Raw genomic sequence first — 19,039 nt, forward strand, 5'->3', positions numbered from 1 at the left:
CCCCATCTCCCCATCTCCCCATCTCCCCATCTCCCCATCTCCCCATCTCCCTATCCAAGCAATCTACTATCTTTGAATGCAACTCGGTATCAGCACTGAGCAATCAGCGCACCTGAGATAATTCAAATCCATAAGACCACCAAATGGTACAGCAATAGCAGATAATTGATTCTTGACGGCCAATAAATAATAAATAAATGATAAAGACTGCATGGGTGTTTCCCGGACAAGGTTCTCAAGTACCAGGTATGGGAGTGGACTTATTAGACCTGCCCTCTGCAAAGGTTAAGTTTAAGCAAGCTGAGGAAATTTTAGGCTGGTCTGTTCTAGATATTTGTCAAGGGGAGTCCGATCAGTTATCTCAAACCCTCTACACTCAACCTGCCTTATACGTAGTTGAGAGTATTCTGGCTGATCTGCTCATGGCACAAGGGGAACGACCCAATCTAGTAGCCGGTCACAGTTTGGGAGAATATGTTGCCCTCTACACTGCGAGGGTATTTAACTTTGAGGCCGGGTTACGCCTAGTCCAACATCGGGCTAAATTGATGGATAGTGCAACTGAAGGCATGATGGTTGCTCTGATTGGCTTCAAACGCCCAGAACTTGAAGAAAAAATCCAGCAGATACAGGATGTTGTTATTGCTAATGATAACAGTCCTGCTCAAGTGGTAATTTCAGGTAGACCAACAGCAGTTCAGGATTTTCTGAGTCAGATTAAAGTCAAACGGGCTGTTCCTCTAAAAGTGTCCGGTGCCTTTCATTCTCCCTTAATGGCTGAAGCAGCAGCTCAGTTCCAGGAACTTTTGCTGTCTGTCCCCTTTGCTGATGCCCAGGTACCAGTATTATCGAATGTGGACCCTGTACCCACAGTAGAGGCAGCTACCTTAAAACATCAACTCCAGTCTCAAATTACTGGTTCAGTACGATGGCGAGAAATTTCTCTGAGGCTACCAGTGGAAGGGATTGAGAAAGTGGTGGAAGTCGGACCAGGTAAGGTGCTGACTGGCTTAATTAAACGGATGTGTCCGAAGTTAATTTTAGAAAACGTTAATAGCATTGCTGATCTGCAGCAATGCTTAGTAGTAAGGTGACATACTCCCACACTGACTCTTTGAGTTCAGTGTGGGCTTCTTGCCAACTCCACCCAACGGTTAGGATACAAGGCAAGCTTTATTAACGACACGGGATGCCCCTCCGCGCCGGAACAATACAAAAAAGTTCTATTTTTAGTTAGTAGGTGGCGGTTAGCTCTTAATTTGATAAACCCTACTTTTTTTTAGTATAGACGAAAAATAAAATATCAAAGTGCGTAGGGTGCGTTAGGGGCGGACTTGCCCTTATTTTTAGGCTCAACACCCGGGTTGGGATAGTCCGCCCCGGATGCTGCTGGCGAAACATTTCTTAACACGCTTAAAGCCTTGATATTCCGTGTAATGGTCGAAAAACATTTTATAGTTTTGTAACGCAATCAACGGCAGAATCAGTGTTTTGGATGTTAACTTATATTTCGCCAGCAGCATCGCCCCGTAACGCACCACCCAAGGGCTCGCCTTGATTTTCCGCCTCTTCGCGCCTTGTTGAGACAGCCGGTCCCGTAACGCACCACCAGGTCAAACAGCTTTAATCAGATGCACCCTATGAGGAACGCGATCGCATATCGGTCAAATCCAGAACCATTAGGTTTTTTTGAGTTTCTCAAAAAAACCTAACATTCTTGATGCAGTCGGTTTTGAGATCATAAAAATATGAGAAAATGCAAAATCACAGCGTAAATAAGTAAGTCAGTTGACCTTCGATGGCTGGAAAAGGTCTCTGGATTGGTGGTCTGTAGACAAAAGATCAACCACTGTTTCCTGATGCCCACTAAACTGACTTCTGCTGACTTCATCCTGACCAGTCTAAGACTTTGCTCCAAGGGGTTTTGGTTAGGGGAAAGGGTTAGCTAAATAAGCATTTTTATAGCTGATTTATTTGCTCTATTTATTGTATTAACAATATGAATACAACAAATCATTTTTATTTCCAAAGGAGTTGCCGATGCTTGAAATAATGAGTATTCACAAAGCTGATGAAATCAGTCAAATAAAAAAAACAAAAAGTGGAATAATTAATGGTAAAATGGAACTCAATATAAAAATTAATGAGTTGCCTACAGTAAAAACTGTTAAAAACGGCTGGCAGGAATTTAATGTTGATTGTGATGGCACGATTTTTACGATTAAGGTCAAACCCAAAGTTTGGAAAAAAATCACGACTGCTAATGAGATGTATTCCATGTGGGTCGCTGTTATTACTGGCAAACTGGGAGCGAAAATTAACAAAGGGTTTCGGGTAGAGCAACCAGGTATTCAAGTATTTGAGAAAAAACCCAAGGCACCAAAACCAGATAAATCACAGGAGCAGCTAGCCCAATCACAGGAACAACTACAGCAGCAGCTAGCCCAATCACAGGCACAGCTAGCCCAATCACAGGAACAGCTACAGGAGCAGCTAGACCAATCACAGGAGCAGCTAGACCAATCACAGGAACAGCTAGACCAATCACAGGAACAGCTACAGGAGCAGCTAGCTCAATCACAGGAACAGCTACAGGAGCAGCTAGCCCAATCACAGGAACAGCTACAACCACAAGCCTAAGCAAAGACCAAGAATTGGGTATTAAACTGATTTAATCTGAACAGTTATTATCAAATTTCGTTAATCGTTAATTGAGACTTAATAATTTTCAATTAACGATTAACAATTAACAATAAATACTCCGGCGAGTCGCTTCCTCAGCCACCAACCCACAAAAGCTAATGTTATGCTAGCTTAAATGGCTAATTGTTCATAGTGTTCATTGGTTGACAGGGTTTAGCCATGAGCCATTTGCTAGAGGCTATCTGTATATGAGCGATCGCATAACTCATATCCTTCTGATTGATGATGACCCAGTATTCCGATTGGGTCTAAGGACTGCCTTGCAAGCCTTCCAGGATCTGCTAGTTGTAGCTGAGGCTGATACTGGCACAGAAGCCCGATCAAGATTAGCGGCACTAGAGGGGACCAACTCCGTGGATGTGGCAATTTTGGAACTAGCTTTGGCTGAGCCTAATTCAAATCAAGAGGTAACCTTATCAGGATTGCCACTGTGTCAGGGATTACGGCGGGAGTACCCTAACTTGCCAATTTTACTACTGACCAGGGAATCTAAACCCACTGTGCTAGCAGTAGCTCAAGCATTGGGTGTCAATGGGTATTGCCCCAAAGGAGTCGCGATCGCTACCATTGTTGAAGCCATTGGTCAAATTATTGAGGGTCAATCCTATTGGCAGACACTGTCTAGCTTACCTACTGTATCCTATAAAGCTGCAGGTTTTGCTCCCTGGTATCAACAGTGGCGTAAATCAGGATTCCAACAATTTGAAGCGGCTTTAGCCCAGGTCAATAGTCAGCTGCAAAATCCTCGTCTTTCCAATTGGGATTGGCTGTTTTGGACTGGACGCCGTCGAGAACTGTTAGTAGCCCGTTGGCTGGCGGATCAGCTATTACCTGCTAGCATCATTCTGGTGGAACCGTCACGGGACAATTCCTTAGTCCCAATGCCTAAACCGGAAAGGTCACTGACTGTTGCGCCAATGGCTCAATCCCAGCTTAGCCCTAAGCCACCACTAGTTGAGCAGATATTTGACCGGACAATGAACCGGACAATGGTAAAACTTCAATCTGGTTTATCCAACCTCTCTGGTGTTCCCCTAGAAATTGACATTCTCCAAGTAGAGAAAAGAGCAGAGTTACTTGGTTTAGTCTTCCAAACCTTTGAAGAGCTGGTTGAAGATTTGCGCTTGTCTCAAGTAACACTGGAACAGTTACCTCAGAAGCAACAGCTGATTCTGAAAGATCTGTGGGAAGCATCAGTTACAGATTTCTTCGGAAAGTATTATACCTTGTACACGGACAATACTCAACTAGAAGTTGTCACTATTTTGCTGGGTAACTATCCCATTGTAAAAAAGGCAATTCTTGATAAAATTCCTCTAGTTATTGACTTATTATATCATCGACTATTTGAGAGCTCATTAATCATTGATAATGTCTCTTATCCAGCTCACACCCCCGAAGCAATTCAACGGTCAGAATTTATCCTGGACAATTTAATTATCCAAATCGGTAATGGGGTGATTCAACCGTTATTAAATCAATTGGCAGATGTAGAAAGTATTAAGGGAAATTTTTATCATAAAAATCTGATGTCATCTCGGGAAATTGCCCGATTTCGCAATAATCTCTCCTGGCGATATCGCCAAGATAAATTATTTGGTGAGCCACAAGCAATTTTCGAGAGTCGATATGATTTATTTATCCTAACTGACACTGGCATTAAACAAACCAGTATCTATGCTCCCCGGCGTCGGGAATTAGAACGGCTACAAGGTTTTCAGCTAGCTGTGACCTTAGCCTATGAGCTACGGGATGCTCTTTCTCCCCGTTTGCAAGCCGCTGTTACTTGGATTGGGAATGGTGTGGTGTATCTGTTGACCCAAGTCTTTGGTAGAAGTATTGGTCTAGTGGTTCGTGGTGTAATTCAGGGCATTGGTAGCAGCGTCCAAGAGGCCAGGTTTGGTAAAAATCCTGGACGTGGGAAGTAGGGGAGTGTGGCTCACATGGGTCGGGAATCGGGAGTCGGGAATCGGGAATCGGGAGCGGTGCGACCCAAGGGCGATTTACTCGCCCATTGGAAAGCGCACCGAGGGAGTCGGAACCCACCCCTAACCCCTGTCAGGAGTGGAAGAGCGGGAAATGGGGAGAATTACCCTGGGAATTATTGTGTATCCGGACTTGATATAAGTCCGGACCGGAGATCAAGCTGGTCTTGAAAGTTTGCTGCATAACTTTTGGTGGTTAGCTCGATAAATATGATAAATATATAGATACTTAACAATCAGCTATCAGCACTCAGCATTCAGCAGGTAGTGCATGAACTAAATGCTTGCCATGAAAGTTACTATTTTAGAGGATTATCAAAAGACTTTAGAAGAGTTATTATATCAATTCAATGTCTCTACCAGCGGCAGCATCCTATTTTGGCAAATATATCTATTATATCTTTTTAAGTTGCCGGTAGAATCACGAGCATACAGCTTAATGCGGTATGTTTATTCCAAAGTGGTATGCTCCCCTAATCCATCCCTGTTGAAGGAGAAAGTTCTCGAGATATTATTAACCAGAGATGCTCTAAACCAGGTCTTGTCAAGTAATATTAATCCCTCAGCTTCGGTTATTTTAAAACTTGAAGAATTAGACAAGCAACTCAAAGAAAATGCTGAAAAACTGATTCAATTTATTGATTTAGATCACTATCGAGATAATTTCCCAAAGCACCCCGATGCTTGGTGGTGGTATTTGGATAGTTACGCTGAGAAAAAAGCGATAAAATCTCACCCTTGGAATCGCTTTGACTGGTTAGTTAGAGGAGCCAGAGTTATTGTTTGGACAGGAAACTTAGCTCTTTTAGGAACACTGGCGAGCCTTTTCCTCAGTAGTGGTTCCGGTTTTTGGAGAGCAGCGGCTATTGCTTTCCCCAGTATATTGTCATTACTTCAAGCTCAAAGTGAATTAACAGAAACGGGAAAAAAAGGATTTGACCAGCTTTTAAAAAGACTAAAAATTCCTCAACACTGGCATGAGGAAGCTAAACTTGGTTCGAGTTTATTAATGACAGTATTACTGTTAGGATTTTGGTTTAATTTACCATCTATTTCTAATCGTTATAAACGAGAGGGACAACAATTACAATACCAACAAAATTTAGCGCTGGCTGAACAAAAATATTTAAAAGCAATTCAATTAGACTCATCTAATTTAGATGCTCATTATAAATTAGCAACTATCTATGAAGAATTACAAGATTTTGCTAATGCTAAAAAACAATATATAATTGCGGCAAAAGGTGGTTATTTGGATGCCTATAATAATCTGGCCTATTGGTACATTAGAAAAAACAATAATGATCAAGCGGTGGAGTTGCTGAATCAAGCCTTAAAGCTTTTAAATAAAAAAGAAAGTAATCTTGAACAGTTAACAGATAGAGAAAAAATAAATTTACAGACTCAAAAATATAGCTTATATAAAAATTTAAGATGGGCAAGATTTAAGCAAAAGCAAGATGATGATGCTATTCCTTATCTTATGATGGCGATTAGTATTGCAAAAAATCCCAAATACCAGAAATTTATCCGAAATCCTGGGGCATCTTTTTGTATTTATGCCCAAATCTTGCCAAACAAAAATAAAAAATCCTCTCAAGGGCAACAATATTGGCAACAATGCCATCAATTAATTGAGTCTCGTCTAGCTGCGGGTGAGACCATTAATTCTGAAGAGGATCGATGGTTATATGAAGCCAAACAAAAGTTAAAGTAAAAAAATGAAGAATTCTGTCTTTAATTCTAAAAGTGCAATTCCAGCTGTTTTGAGCTTAATACTGATGGGAGGTGAAACTCCTGTCGAGACTAATTATCCTGTCGAGACTAATCCTAATGCTATCCATATCCTGCTTGATTTTACGGGGAATGTCCAAGTTAAAAAGACACAATGGAAGCAATTTCATCCAGCTGATTCTGGTATTACCCTCAATAGTAACGACCAAATCAAACTAGGAAGTAATGCTTCGGTCACTATTTATTGCAGTAACCTTGATCAATTGACAGTGACCCAACCTGGAACCTATCTTGTGTATCAGGGATGTCCTGGAGGAGAAGAGATTATTAGATTATGCCCAGAGTGTAATAATGATACACGCCGTCCTCTTGGTACAAAAGAAGAGAGGTTACAACAACTGCCCTATCTGATCAGCCCTCGTAATACTTTGGTTTTCAATGAGTCATTAACCCTTCGCTGGAATGGAGTGTCAGGGGCAAGCCAATACACGGTTAAGGTGGGAGACTGGGAACGGCAAACCAATGAAACGCAAATAGTTTATGACGGTGAATTGAACCCAGGGGAGTTTTATGAAATCACCGTAGTAGCAGATAATGGAGTTTCTTCTCAAGACGAAGATAGTGATGGTCAATATAGCTGGTTTATTGTTTTAGAGGAAGAGGAAGCAAAAACTTTACAGGAACAAGTAGCGGTTATCAAGCAGCAGGAATTAAGTCAAGACCAAGAAGGATTAATCTTAGCCTATTTTTACCGAGGAAATGAATTAAATGCTGAGGCAATTCAGGTATTAGAAGGGTTAGTGAAGTCTGTAAGTAAAACCACAACGGTTTATCAGTTGTTGGGGGATATTTACCGGCAGGTTGGATTGAGTTTAATGGCAAAGGAGGTTTATGGGCAAGGGTTGGCATTAACGAAAGAAGAGGAGAATAGTGAAGTTAAGGCCATGATGCAAAGGGGATTAGCAGAGGTGGAATATACGTTAGGTAATAGGGATGAGGCGGCAGAGTTATTAGAGAAAGCAAAGGCCAGTTATTCGGCATTAGGGGACGAGATACAGGTAGAAGCGTTAGCAAAACAAATAAATAAGGTTTTAGAGAGGGATTAATGATGAAAAAGGGTTTAAGAAGGTTATTGATATCATCTATAGTTGCTGTTGTCGGGGTCATGGTATTCTGAATAGGGATGCAAGAACCAATGGTGGAACAGGCAATGTCTCAGGTTTCAAAACAAGAGGAGTTAGCGGAGGCAGAAAGATTAAATCAACAGGCGGAACAGTTATATCAGCAAGGAAAGTACAATGAAGCCATTCCCTTAGCAGAACAAGCTTTAGCGATTCGTAAAAAGATATTTGTAAATAATCATCTTGATGTAGCCACAAGTCTCAACTACCTAGCATTACTTTACAAATTACAAGGAAGATACGCCGAAGCGATTCCCTTAGCAGAACAAGCGTTAGCGATTCGCAAAAAGGTACTGGGAGACAACCATCTTGATGTGGCAGCCAGTCTCAACAACCTGGCAGAACTTTACAAGTTACAAGCAAGATACGCCGAAGCCGAACCCCTCTACCAACAGTCCTTAGCCATCACAAAGCAACAGTTAGGCGACAATGATTTGTATGTAGCAACCGGTCTCAACAACCTGGCATTACTTTACAAGTTACAAGCAAGATACACCGAAGCTGAATCCCTCTACCAAAAATCCTTAGATATCAGAACGCAACAGTTCGGGGACAATCATTTTTATGTAGCAACCAGTCTCAACAACCTGGCAGAACTTTACAAGTTACAAGGAAGATACGCTGAAGCCGAAAACCTCTACCAACAATCCTTAGCCATCACAAAGCAACAGTTCGGGGACAATGATTTTTATGTAGCATCGAGTCTCAACAACCTGGCAGGACTTTACCAGTATCAAGGAAGATACGCCGAAGCCGAACACTTCTACCAACAGTCCCTAGACATCAGAAAACAACAGTTAGGGGACAATCATCCTGATGTAGCATCCAGTCTTAATAACCTGGCAACACTTTACGTCTCCCAAGCAAGATACGCCGAAGCTGAACCCCTCTACCAACAGTCCTTAGCCATCACAAAGCAACAGTTCGGGGACAATCATCCCAAGGTCGCAGCCACTCTCAACAACCTGGCATTACTTTACTTCTCCCAAGGAAGATATGCCGAAGCCGAACCCCTCTTCCAACAGTCCTTAGCCATCCGAAAACAACAGTTAGGGGACAATCATCCATCCGTAGCAACCGGTCTCAACAACCTGGCAGGATTTTACAAGTTACAAGAAAGATACGCCGAAGCCGAACCCCGCTTCCAACAGTCCCTAGAGATCAGAAAACAACAGTTAGGGGACAATCATCCTGATGTAGCATCCAGTCTTAACAACCTGGCAGACCTTTACCAGGATCAAGGAAGATACGCCGAAGCCGAACACTTCTACCAACAGTCCCTAGACATCAGAAAGCAACAGTTCGGGGATAACCATCCCAATGTGGCAGAAAGTCGCAACAACCTGGCAGACCTTTACAAGTTACAAGCAAGATACGCCGAAGCCGAACCCCTCTACCAACAAGCCTTAGACATCAACAAGCAACAGTTAGGGGATAACCATCCCAAGGTAGCAATCACTCTCAACAACCTGGCAAGACTTTCCGAGTCCCAAGGAAATACAAGTCGTGCTATTGAATTGTTAAGCCAAGGACTTAGGATTGAAGAATATAATCTCTCCGAAAATTTGGTGGCAGGGGATGAACGCCAGAAACAAGATTACATGAGGAAAATTTCTGGGACGACTGATTGGGCTATTTCTCTCAATCTTCAATCTGCACCCAATAACCTAGAAGCAACTCGTCTAGCACTTAAAGCTATCTTTGAACGAAAGGGACGTATCCTGGATGTCTTAACCAACAGCTTACAAATTCTGCGGCAACGTATTGATGACCCCCAAAGTCAAGAATTATTAACTGAACTGATCGCCACACGCACCCAACACGCTAACCTGATCTTCAAGAAGCCAGAAGATTTTCCTTCTCCCGACGTTTACCGTAAACTACTCACCGAAGTTGAAAACAAAGCCAAACAACTTTCAGACCAACTGAGTCGTCGTAGTGCCGAATTCCGTAATCTATCCCAACCCATTACCCTCGAAGCTATTCAAAAACAAATTCCTGCTGATGCTGCTTTAGTGGAATTGGTACGGTATGAAAGCTTGGGAAAACCTCACTATGCTGCTTATATTATCTATCCTAACGGTGAAATAAAAGCCAAGGATTTAGGAGAAGCAGAAGCCATTGATAAAGCAGTAGAAAAATTGCGTAAACGACTCCGAGTTTCTCACCCCAGAACTATCAAAACACTCAAAGCTGCTGGCAGAGATTTGGATGAAATGGTGATGCAGCCTGTGCGCCAACTATTAGGAGAGACTAAAACCATTCTTTTATCTCCCGATGCTACACTCAATTTAATTCCCTTTGAAGCATTAGTAGATGAAAATAACCAATATTTAGTCGAAAATTATCAAATCACCTATCTCACTTCTGGAAGAGACTTACTGCGACAAAACCCCAACAATAACCGACAATCTCCCTTAGTCATCGCCAACCCTAACTATCAACAGCAGGGAGAAGTAGTTGCCCTTGATGCTTACCGTTCCATTGACCTATCTCAGCGTGTTTTTATGCCCCTGAAAGGCACACAACAAGAAGCAGAAACTATTAGTTCAATTTTCTCACAAGCCCTGACTTTAATGGGTAACAAAGCCACCAAAAATGCCCTCAAACAAGTGAAGAATCCTGATTTCCTCCACATTGCCACTCATGGATTCTTTGAAACCTCGTTAAAAAACCAAAACTATGTTGATAATCCCCTGCTTCGTTCTGGGTTAGTATTTGCTGGTGTAGAAAAACAACAAAGTGGGGAGGATAATGGAATTCTAACCGCATATGAAGGCACCCTCTTAAATCTGCTCGGGACTCAATTAGTAGTATTATCTGCTTGCGATACCGGAATTGGTGATATTAGCGCGGGGGAAGGTATTTATGGGTTGCGTCGTGCTTTTGTAATTGCTGGCAGTGAAAGTCAACTAATTAGTCTGTGGAAAGTAGAGGACACTGCGACTAAAGATTTAATGGTAGCTTATTATCAGGGGTTAAAAGCAGGAAAAGGACGCAGGGAAGCCTTATCTCAAATTCAGCGAGACTGGCTTGAAGGAAAGAACGGGAAAAAATATCAACATCCTTATTATTGGGCAAGTTTTATTTTTTCTGGGGATTCGACACCGATGGAGTTTTAAACATCAGCGGTCAGCGGTCAGCGGTCAGCGGTCAGCGGTCAGCGGTCAGTGATCAACCCTCAGCTTTGTGGTACAGGCTTCTAGTTTGTGGCACAGGCTTCTAGCCTGTGAGGTAACTCAGATTAAACCAATGCTTACCTCTTGTCTTGATGCAGTCGCTCATGGGGGAAACCCCCAAGACTGCGCTGCATCGCTTATTCAAAAGCTGTTCGCGTAGCGTGCGCGTAGCGCTTAAGCTGAATACTGAAAGCTGTTCGCGTAGCGTGTGCGTAGCACATAAGCTGATAGCTGACGGCTGATAGCTTAAAACTAATAGCTAATAGCTGATACCTGATAGCTTACGATTTCATGACTCATTCACAGTCACACCCTTTTTGCCATTACTCTCAGTATGCTCTACTACATCCGAGCCTAGAGGATTAGCTTGATGCTGAGATGGTGGCAAAGCGGGTTCTAATATTTCCCAAGCCTCTTTGGCAATGGGCAAATACTGATCGTGAGCGGCTTTAGCTTCAGCAAATTTTGTTAAGGTTTTGGCAAAATTTCTATCCGTTGCCAGTTTCATATGTTCCGGTGTCAGGGGGTCTGGGGAAAATAAGGCTTCGATCACTGGCCGTAATTCCACCGCTTGTTGGTAAGCTTGTTCCAAATTCACCCTTAAACTTGCTAAAGATGCGATCGCTTTTACTGACTGAATAATCTCTGCTTCTTCACCATCTGTATCACTGGTACCTAGTGGCTCAACTAAAATCAAATCGTCAGCACTCAAGCCATCGGCAAAGCTATCCTCATTGACCGTAGTGTCTTCTGAGTCTTCCATCCGCCTTTGGATCTCTTCAAGGGCTTTGGCTCTGTTTTTGGCATTGTCGGTTCTGCCTGGGACTTCAACGATGAAGCCCAGTTCCTTTAAATCCTTGGTTGTATATTGCACCGTAGCTTTTGACATAATGTTTACCCTAGTTTCGGTGTCCGATTAGATTAATCCTACTTAGATTTATAGTACGCCTGATCGAGTTCCCCATGGAACATGGTTCCAAAACCGCAATGGCGTAAGCATATGCGCTACGCGAACAGCTATCAGCTCTCAGCTCTCAGCTCTCAGCTCTCAGCTCTCAGCTCTCAGCTCTCAGCCATTGGCCAACGGCTTACGGCTGACGGCTAACCACTGACCACTGACCGCTGACCACTGACCACTGACCGCTGACCGCTGACGGCTAACCACTGACCACTGACCGCTGACTACTGACGGTCTAGCTAAGAATTTTTGCTTACTGAGTATTTATTAACTTTTGTAAAAATGAGCGTTCAAGACCTACAAAACTGATATATACGTCGCTACACTATGCAAAGTGTGTGTTTATATTGAATTTGAAAGTATTAACGGTGTGAGGTTTGTGGATCCTAGATGATTCCTATCCAACTAACTCTAAAAAACTTCCTCAGCTACCGCGACGCAACTCTAGACTTTCGCGGTCTTCACACTGCCTGTATTTGTGGTCAGAATGGAGCAGGGAAATCCTCCTTGCTAGAAGCCATTACCTGGGCAATTTGGGGACAAAGCCGTGTTGCTTCGGAAAACGATGTCATCAATACTGGGGCGAAGGAAGTCCGAGTAGACTTTATTTTTCAAAATAATCAACAAACCCATCGAATTATTCGGACTCGCCACCGAAAACAGGGGAGTTCCCTAGAGTTTCAAGTGGAAACACCAAATGGTTTTAAGTGTTTAAGCCAGAAAGGAGTACGAGCAACTCAATTATTAATAATAGCGAATCTGAAGCTAGATTACGATACCTTTATCAACTCCTCTTACCTGCGTCAAGGTCGAGCCGATGAGTTTATGGTCAGGCGTCCCAGTGAACGGAAACAAATTCTGGCAGATTTGCTCAAACTAGACCAGTACGAAAAATTGGCAGACCAGGCCAAGGATTTGTCAAAGCAGTTGAAAGGTCAAGTAGAACAGCTAGAGCAAAGTTTGCAGGGTATTAAAGAACAACTGGGAGAACGGGATGCGATCGCAAAGGAAACAGCTACCCTCGAAACTGCTTTACACCAGCTGCAACAAGACCAAGACCAAGACGCGCAACAACTCAAAAAACTACAAGCCATTGGACATCAGCGCAATAGCTGGGAACAACAGCTGAACTTTGTGAGGACACAATATCGTAATCTTACTCAAGATTGCGATCGCATACAACAAGACATTGCTACTGCTGTTGCCCAACAACAACAACTTTCTGAACTACTCTCTCAAGACCAACAAATTACTGCTGGTTATGCCGAATACCTCCAGCTACAAGAACTTGAAGAAAGTCTTGCCGCCAAATTACAGACTTATCAGAAAGCGCAACAGCAACGACAACAACTCCAACAGCAGCTTAATCAAGACATTAATCAACATAATCTGCAAATCCGTGATACCCAAGCTCAACTAGAAGCCTTGGGTACTCAAGAGCAAGAGATTCAAGATACTCTCTCCCGTTCAGGGGAAGTGGCTACAGCCCTGGCACGACTTAACCGATCTCGTCAACGCCTTAAGCAGTTAGATAATCTGCAACTAGAAGTCTCTCCCTTGTTGCAACGCCGTGGGTCTATCCAAAGCGAACTTGACCGGGTTCAAGCCAGACTCAGTGCCAAATTAGAAGAACTGGTTTCTTCTGAAAAACAGTTATCCCAGCAAGTAGCAACAACACCTCAGCTGAGACAGGCGGCACTTCAGTTAGAAGCTGAACTTGGGGAATTAGAGAAAAAGCGGGTCTACCTGTCTCGGTTACAGGACAAAGGACTAGAACGTCGAGGCTTTCGAGAACGCCTCCACGAAAACCAACGTCGCTATCAAAAATTACTGGGGGAACTGACCCAAAAAATCCAGTTTCTGCAAGTTCAGAACGCAGTTTGTCCCTTATGCGAGCAGCCTCTAGATGCAGCCCATTCTGACCGGGTGATTCAGAAAACCACTGCTGAGCACAAGGATGTTCAAGATCAATTCTGGGTAGTACGAGAGCAGCTAACCGTTTGTGAACGAGAACTTCAGGTGTTGCGCCATGAATACTCCCAAATTTCCCAACAACTCTCTCCTTATGAACAGTTGCTCGAACAACGGGGACAACTAGCAGCACAACTAGAAGCCACCGACGAAGTTTATGACCGACTCTATGAAGTATCTGAGGAAAAGAAAGAACTGGAACAATCCCTTACTATTCGTGCTTATGGGGTAGAGTTACACGAAGAACTCAGGCAACTCGACCTCCGAGTCCAACAGCTCAACTACGATGAACAAACCCATGCTCTAGCACGGGGGGAAGTTGACCGCTGGCGCTGGGCTGAAATCCACTCGGCTAAGCTAGAAGAAGCAAGACGGCGTCAGCAAAAAATTGATGCCCAGAAACCACAGCTGCTTCGAAAGCTGGATAGTCTTCAAGGCTCAGTGCATCAGTTACAAACCAATTCCCCGTTGAAGCAGCAATTGGATCAGCTAGATCGATACATTGCTGAGATTGGCTATAACTTGGATGCTCATAATCAGGTTAGAGCCTCCTTGCGTCAAGCCCAATCTTGGCAACTGCGTTATCAGGAATTACAAACCGCCCAAGAGCAAAATCCCCAAGTCGGTCAACGCTTGGCAAGCCTAACTCAAAGCCTCCAGAGCAGACGCTGTAATCTCAAGGAGGTTAATACACAAATTGAGGACATTGTCAAGCAAATGGAACAAAGTCCTGATGTCACTAGGGACATCCAAGCCTTAGAACAGGGGATGAAGCAGCGCCGACAGCAAATGGATAAACAACTATCCCAGCAGGGGCGTCTCCAACAACGGTTGCAGCAACTGGAATCCCTACAAAGTCAGTATCAACAGCAACTCGAAAAGCTGCAACAACTCCAGCGGCAATATCGGGTGCATCAGGAATTAGCGATCGCATTTGGCAAAAATGGCATCCAGGCACTCATGATAGAGAATATTTTGCCTCAACTAGAAGCCCAAAGCAATCAAATTTTGGCTAGACTGACTGGGAATCAGTTACACATCCAAATTGTTACCCAAAAGGCCGGGAGTCGGTCTTCTAAGAAAAAAACCAAACTGATTGATACCTTAGATATTTTAATTGCTGATGCCAGTGGTACTCGACCTTATGAAACCTATTCCGGTGGTGAAGCATTTCGGATTAATTTTGCCATTCGTCTGGCATTAGCACAACTGTTGGCCCAACGCTCAGGCACATCCTTACAAATGTTGATTGTGGATGAGGGGTTTGGCACCCAAGATGCCGAGGGGTGTGAGCGATTGATTGCAGCAATTAATGCGATCGCATCCGATTTTGCTTGTATTTTAACCGTGACTCATATGCCTCAGTTTAAAGAAGCCTTTCAGACCAGGATTGAAGTATCTAAGACATCCCTTGGCTCTCAGTTAAGTTTATCGATGTAATCAATGCTAATATTTGTAGCAAAGGGAGTCGGGAGTCGGGAGTCGGGAGTCGGGAGTCGGGAATAGGGAATAGGGAATAGGGAATAGGGCGTCAAGAATGATAACAATTACTTAAATGATAGCTGATTGCTGATAGCTGATTGCTGATAGCTGATAACGGATTGCTGATAGCCCTATAAAATCAAATCCATTGCTGTTTTTATGATTTCCTCCCGCTCCACCATTTTAGCAATTTCTTCAGCTTCATAACTTCCTTCAAATGCTTCTAATGAAGCGCGGTCTAGTGCGGATTGATAGGCATCTTCTAAAGTTTCTAATAATTCCGTTTCGGTTAGATAAGTTCCTTTAGCCTTGTGGCGCTGATTAGTACGTTGAATTTGTTTAACAGAATTACGGATTGATACTTCCCAAGATTTAGTCGTCCGTTTTTCAGCAGCTTTTTTAATTAGATGTAACAGCAGAATAATTCCATAGCTAAATAGTTTATTCAGTTTATCCGATTTGCTCATCTCCTCCAATTCTTCAATCAGTTCCAGGGCTTCAGGGATTTTGCCTTCGTAGAGTAATTCCTTTAGAGTCATTAATTCTTCCATTGGCTAATATTCCTCCGCTTTTCAATTTCCCCGTCGCGACTAATACCGAACCAAAGATATAGCAATCGAAGTAAAGCTTAAGACATATTTCTACTCCCGACTCCCGACTCCCTACTCCCGACTCCCGACTCCCTACTCCCTACTCCCTACTCCCTGCTCCCTACTCCCTGCTCCCTACTCCCCTTAACCCATTACCCATGACCAAAAGAACCGTAAAATTGCCCAATGTCTCCAAATAGGCTATTCAACTAATTCCGCAATTGTACGGTTATCTTATTCCTGAAATAGCTTCTACTATAGTAATATCTAAACCGAAATCTCGGCAGTATAGAGGCTGTTATAAACGAGCTAGTTTCGGATCTTCTGTTGACTAACGTTATCAAGACGGTAGGACAATAACTAGTCCAAAGGGAATCAACTATCAGGGCATCTACACATAGGGTTGCAAATAGGTTGTTGTAAACTAAGAAGCTGATTTAACTTTTGGCTGTAAACTGTTGACGACTACTGACAACAGTTTACCAGAGGCTAAGAGTAAAAATGATGCTAATTGGATTATAGCACCTCTAATCAGGGTTGCATCTACTTTTTTTCTGGTTTATTATTACTTAGTTTAGAGTTTATTCTGGAGAACCTTTATAAATTCTTGCTTGCTGCTGAGGTGTTATCCATGCTCCTCTTGAAAACTGGGTTTGAGGTGGTACAAATTGCTTTTGCAGTGGACTATATTCCAGAACCTCTCCCGTTTCTATCTTATAGACCCACCCATGAAGCCGAATTTCCTCACTTCTGAGTCGAGATTGAATAACTGGGTAAGTACGTAAATTTTGTAGCTGGTTAAGGACATTTTCCTCCACCGCCCCATTCAGGAGTTCATCACCTTCATAGTCTTGATAGTGTTCTTTGATAATCCGGCGAGTAGCTTCGGCATGCTTGAGCCATTGGTAAACGGCTGGCATGTCCTCTTCTAGCTTGTCGATTTTCAGTAAACCTTTCATCGCTCCACAGCGATAGTGACCGCATACGACAATTTCATTAATGCCTAAGGCATAAATAGCATACTCTACTGCTGCTGGTTCACCGCCATTACTTGCTCCATAAGGCGGTATGATATTCCCGGCATTGCGGATGATGAACATTTCACCAGGCTCAGTTTGAGTAATCAGACTCGGGTCAATGCGAGAATCTGAACAGGTGATGAATAGTATCCTGGGATGCTGCCCGTGAGACAGTAACTCAAATAGGTCTCGGTGGGTCTCGAAGTATTTGGTCTGGAATTGATGCAGACCTTGAATCAACTGCTTCATTTCAGGCTTACAGCTAGATGCTCTATATTGGGATCTTAATTATTTTATAAGGAATAGCCCTCTTATACCGAGTTGCATTCAAAGATAGTAGATTGCTTGGATAGGGAGATAGGGAGATGGGGAGATGGGGAGATCTCACAAGGGTAGGTTTTTTACATTTGGGTCCTGCCCCACCCCCAACCCCCGACCGGTCGGGGGCGGATCAGAAGGAGAGGAAAAGGAAAACAACGAAGAAGCGATGCAGCGCCGCCAAAGGGGGTTTCCCCCATGAGCGACTGAATCAAGACAATGATGATTTTTAACGACAAATTAAGTATATTTTCTTATCCCCCACACCCCACACCCCACAACCGGTCACCCCACACCTGAGGTCTTTGTTAAAAACCTACCCCTGTGAGGATGGGGAGATAGGGGGAACAGAAAGTTGTACGTTTGACCGCAACTTGGTATTAAATGACTTTCGGGTTTGTATTTAGGTCAGCTATCAGTTATCAGCTATCAGCTATCAGTTATTAGCGGTCAGGGATTAGCGCTACGCGCACGCTACGCGAACAGCTATTAGCTATCAGCTATCAGTTATCAGCTTTCAGCTGACCAGGTAAGTATTGGTTTAATCTCTGTTAGCTCTGCTGACGGCTGACCACTGACCGCTGATAGCTAATAGCTGAATGCTGACCGCTGATAGCTGATAGTATTGATTGAATCGGTACGGAGAGGGAGGGATTCGAACCCTCGTTAGAGTTACCCCTAAACAGCATTTCCAGTGCTGCGCCTTCAACCACTCGGCCACCTCTCCAGGTAAAGTATTCAGTTGGAGCTTTGAATCTTTTTCAATTCATCGCCCGATTTCTTATTATACAGAAAATTATATACGAAGTCAATGACTCAATCGTACACCATTCAGATTCATAATCGCCAAACTGGTGCTAAGCACAAGGTAAACGTGCCAACTGACCGCTATATCTTGCATTCCGCAGAAAAGCAGGGTGTAGAGCTACCCTTTGCCTGCCGCAATGGAGCTTGTACCACTTGCGCAGTGCGAGTATTGGCAGGAAAAGTCTACCAACCGGAAGCCATGGGACTATCTCCACAATTGCGGGACCAAGGCTATGCTCTATTATGTGTGAGTTATCCCCGGTCAGACCTAGAGGTAGAGACTCAGGATGAAGATGAAGTGTATGAACTTCAGTTCGGTCGATATTTTGCTAAAGGCAAGGTTCGGTTTGGGCTGCCACTGGATGAGGATTAGGACACTAGCGGAGCAGAGGTACAGTAGAGCGGGTAGCCTGCTGAGTTGCTTTCTGCTCTTCCTCGGGGGTTGCCAATTGACCAATGTCCCCAACCAGACTAGTGCTCAAGTGCAACAGGTGATCAGTGGACACACGGTGGATGTATTGATCACCAATCAAGATCCACCATTAGTGGCACGAATCCGGATGATTGGTATACAGGCACCAAGCTGGAAACAAAAGCCTTGGGGAGATCAGGCCAAAACCTGTTTACAGAAGATGCTTAGTCAAACTAGTGATCAACAATCGGTTATGTTAGAGCTCGATGTAGAGGAACAAGACCGCTATAGTCGCTGGTTAGCCTATGTATGGATAGATGGTGTGTTGGTCAATGAGCAGTTGGTAGCTAAGGGCTGTGCCTTAGCTTCACCCCTAGCCCCCAATAACAAATATGATCATAAAATCGCCCGTGCTCAAGAATACGCCAGAATTATGGGCTATGGGATTTGGAACCCAGATCAGCCTTTGCGCTTGACACCAGCAGAATTTCGCCGTCAAAATCCTTAGTGGTTATTAGTTATTAGTCATCAGCTATCAGCCATCAGTTTATGCGCTACGCGCACGCTACGCGAACAGCTATCAGTTATCAGCTATCAGCTATCAGCTATCAGCTATCAGCTATCAGTTATCAGCTATCAGCTTTCGGCCTGTGGCCAAGCTACTTGAGGTGCTTATTGGTACAGTCACAGGGTCGTTCGC

The 19,039-nt window shown here is 43.6% G+C and carries 13 protein-coding genes and 1 tRNA gene; 10 read left to right on the forward strand and 4 right to left on the reverse strand.

Annotation, left to right across the window (positions count from 1 at the left end; genetic code table 11):
- The first annotated feature begins 197 nt into the window (after window positions 1-197).
- The 6 genes from fabD (at window position 198) to BJP37_RS32845 (ending at window position 10,725) form a co-directional block, all read left to right on the forward strand.
- A complete protein-coding gene (gene fabD / locus BJP37_RS32820) occupies window positions 198-1,094 on the forward strand; it encodes an ACP S-malonyltransferase (protein ID WP_075905309.1) in 897 nt (298 codons plus the stop codon).
- Between the two features lie 946 nt (window positions 1,095-2,040).
- On the forward strand, window positions 2,041-2,640 hold the full coding sequence (locus BJP37_RS41840) for a hypothetical protein (protein WP_075905311.1): 600 nt from the start codon (window positions 2,041-2,043) through the stop codon (window positions 2,638-2,640).
- A gap of 251 nt (window positions 2,641-2,891) precedes the next feature.
- Window positions 2,892-4,631 carry a DUF3685 domain-containing protein gene (locus BJP37_RS32830; protein WP_075905313.1) on the forward strand — a complete coding sequence of 580 codons (1,740 nt, stop codon included), beginning with the start codon at window positions 2,892-2,894 and terminating at the stop codon, window positions 4,629-4,631.
- A gap of 346 nt (window positions 4,632-4,977) precedes the next feature.
- Window positions 4,978-6,405, forward strand: coding sequence for a tetratricopeptide repeat protein (locus BJP37_RS32835; protein WP_229415529.1), 1,428 nt, complete (start codon window positions 4,978-4,980; stop codon window positions 6,403-6,405).
- A gap of 4 nt (window positions 6,406-6,409) precedes the next feature.
- Window positions 6,410-7,528 carry a tetratricopeptide repeat protein gene (locus tag BJP37_RS32840; RefSeq protein ID WP_075905315.1) on the forward strand — a complete coding sequence of 373 codons (1,119 nt, stop codon included), beginning with the start codon at window positions 6,410-6,412 and terminating at the stop codon, window positions 7,526-7,528.
- A gap of 77 nt (window positions 7,529-7,605) precedes the next feature.
- Window positions 7,606-10,725 carry a CHAT domain-containing tetratricopeptide repeat protein gene (locus tag BJP37_RS32845; RefSeq protein WP_075905317.1) on the forward strand — a complete coding sequence of 1,040 codons (3,120 nt, stop codon included), beginning with the start codon at window positions 7,606-7,608 and terminating at the stop codon, window positions 10,723-10,725.
- A gap of 346 nt (window positions 10,726-11,071) precedes the next feature.
- On the opposite strand, the gene BJP37_RS32850 is transcribed toward BJP37_RS32845, so the two are convergent.
- Window positions 11,072-11,671: a hypothetical protein gene (locus BJP37_RS32850; protein ID WP_075905319.1), complete on the reverse strand. Its 600-nt coding sequence runs from the start codon at window positions 11,669-11,671 to the stop codon at window positions 11,072-11,074.
- A gap of 459 nt (window positions 11,672-12,130) precedes the next feature.
- Here BJP37_RS32850 and sbcC point away from each other — a divergent pair, with 459 nt between their 5' ends.
- Window positions 12,131-15,151 (forward strand): exonuclease subunit SbcC, encoded by a 3,021-nt coding sequence (gene sbcC, locus BJP37_RS32855; protein WP_075905321.1) that lies wholly within the window; start codon window positions 12,131-12,133, stop codon window positions 15,149-15,151.
- 173 nt (window positions 15,152-15,324) lie between these two features.
- Here sbcC and BJP37_RS32860 read toward each other — a convergent pair whose 3' ends face one another.
- The gene (locus tag BJP37_RS32860) at window positions 15,325-15,744 is read right to left on the reverse strand and encodes a DUF29 family protein (protein ID WP_075905323.1); all 420 of its coding nucleotides are present in this window, start codon (window positions 15,742-15,744) and stop codon (window positions 15,325-15,327) included.
- A 620-nt stretch (window positions 15,745-16,364) separates the two neighbouring features.
- Window positions 16,365-17,051, reverse strand: a complete 687-nt coding sequence (locus BJP37_RS32865; RefSeq protein WP_075905325.1) for a carbonic anhydrase — start codon at window positions 17,049-17,051, stop codon at window positions 16,365-16,367.
- Window positions 17,052-17,167: 116 nt separating this feature from the next.
- On the opposite strand from BJP37_RS32865, the gene BJP37_RS32870 reads away from it, so the two are divergent.
- Window positions 17,168-17,353 carry a hypothetical protein gene (locus tag BJP37_RS32870; protein WP_075905327.1) on the forward strand — a complete coding sequence of 62 codons (186 nt, stop codon included), beginning with the start codon at window positions 17,168-17,170 and terminating at the stop codon, window positions 17,351-17,353.
- Window positions 17,354-17,760: 407 nt separating this feature from the next.
- On the opposite strand, the gene BJP37_RS32875 is transcribed toward BJP37_RS32870, so the two are convergent.
- Window positions 17,761-17,847 (reverse strand) — tRNA-Ser (locus tag BJP37_RS32875).
- Window positions 17,848-17,931: 84 nt separating this feature from the next.
- On the opposite strand from BJP37_RS32875, the gene BJP37_RS32880 reads away from it, so the two are divergent.
- Window positions 17,932-18,300 carry a 2Fe-2S iron-sulfur cluster-binding protein gene (locus BJP37_RS32880; protein WP_075905329.1) on the forward strand — a complete coding sequence of 123 codons (369 nt, stop codon included), beginning with the start codon at window positions 17,932-17,934 and terminating at the stop codon, window positions 18,298-18,300.
- 76 nt (window positions 18,301-18,376) lie between these two features.
- Window positions 18,377-18,847 carry a thermonuclease family protein gene (locus BJP37_RS32885; protein WP_229415530.1) on the forward strand — a complete coding sequence of 157 codons (471 nt, stop codon included), beginning with the start codon at window positions 18,377-18,379 and terminating at the stop codon, window positions 18,845-18,847.
- The last annotated feature ends 192 nt before the right edge of the window (window positions 18,848-19,039 follow it).

It is taken from the genome of Moorena bouillonii PNG, from assembly GCF_001942495.1.
Classification (GTDB): domain Bacteria; phylum Cyanobacteriota; class Cyanobacteriia; order Cyanobacteriales; family Coleofasciculaceae; genus Moorena; species Moorena bouillonii.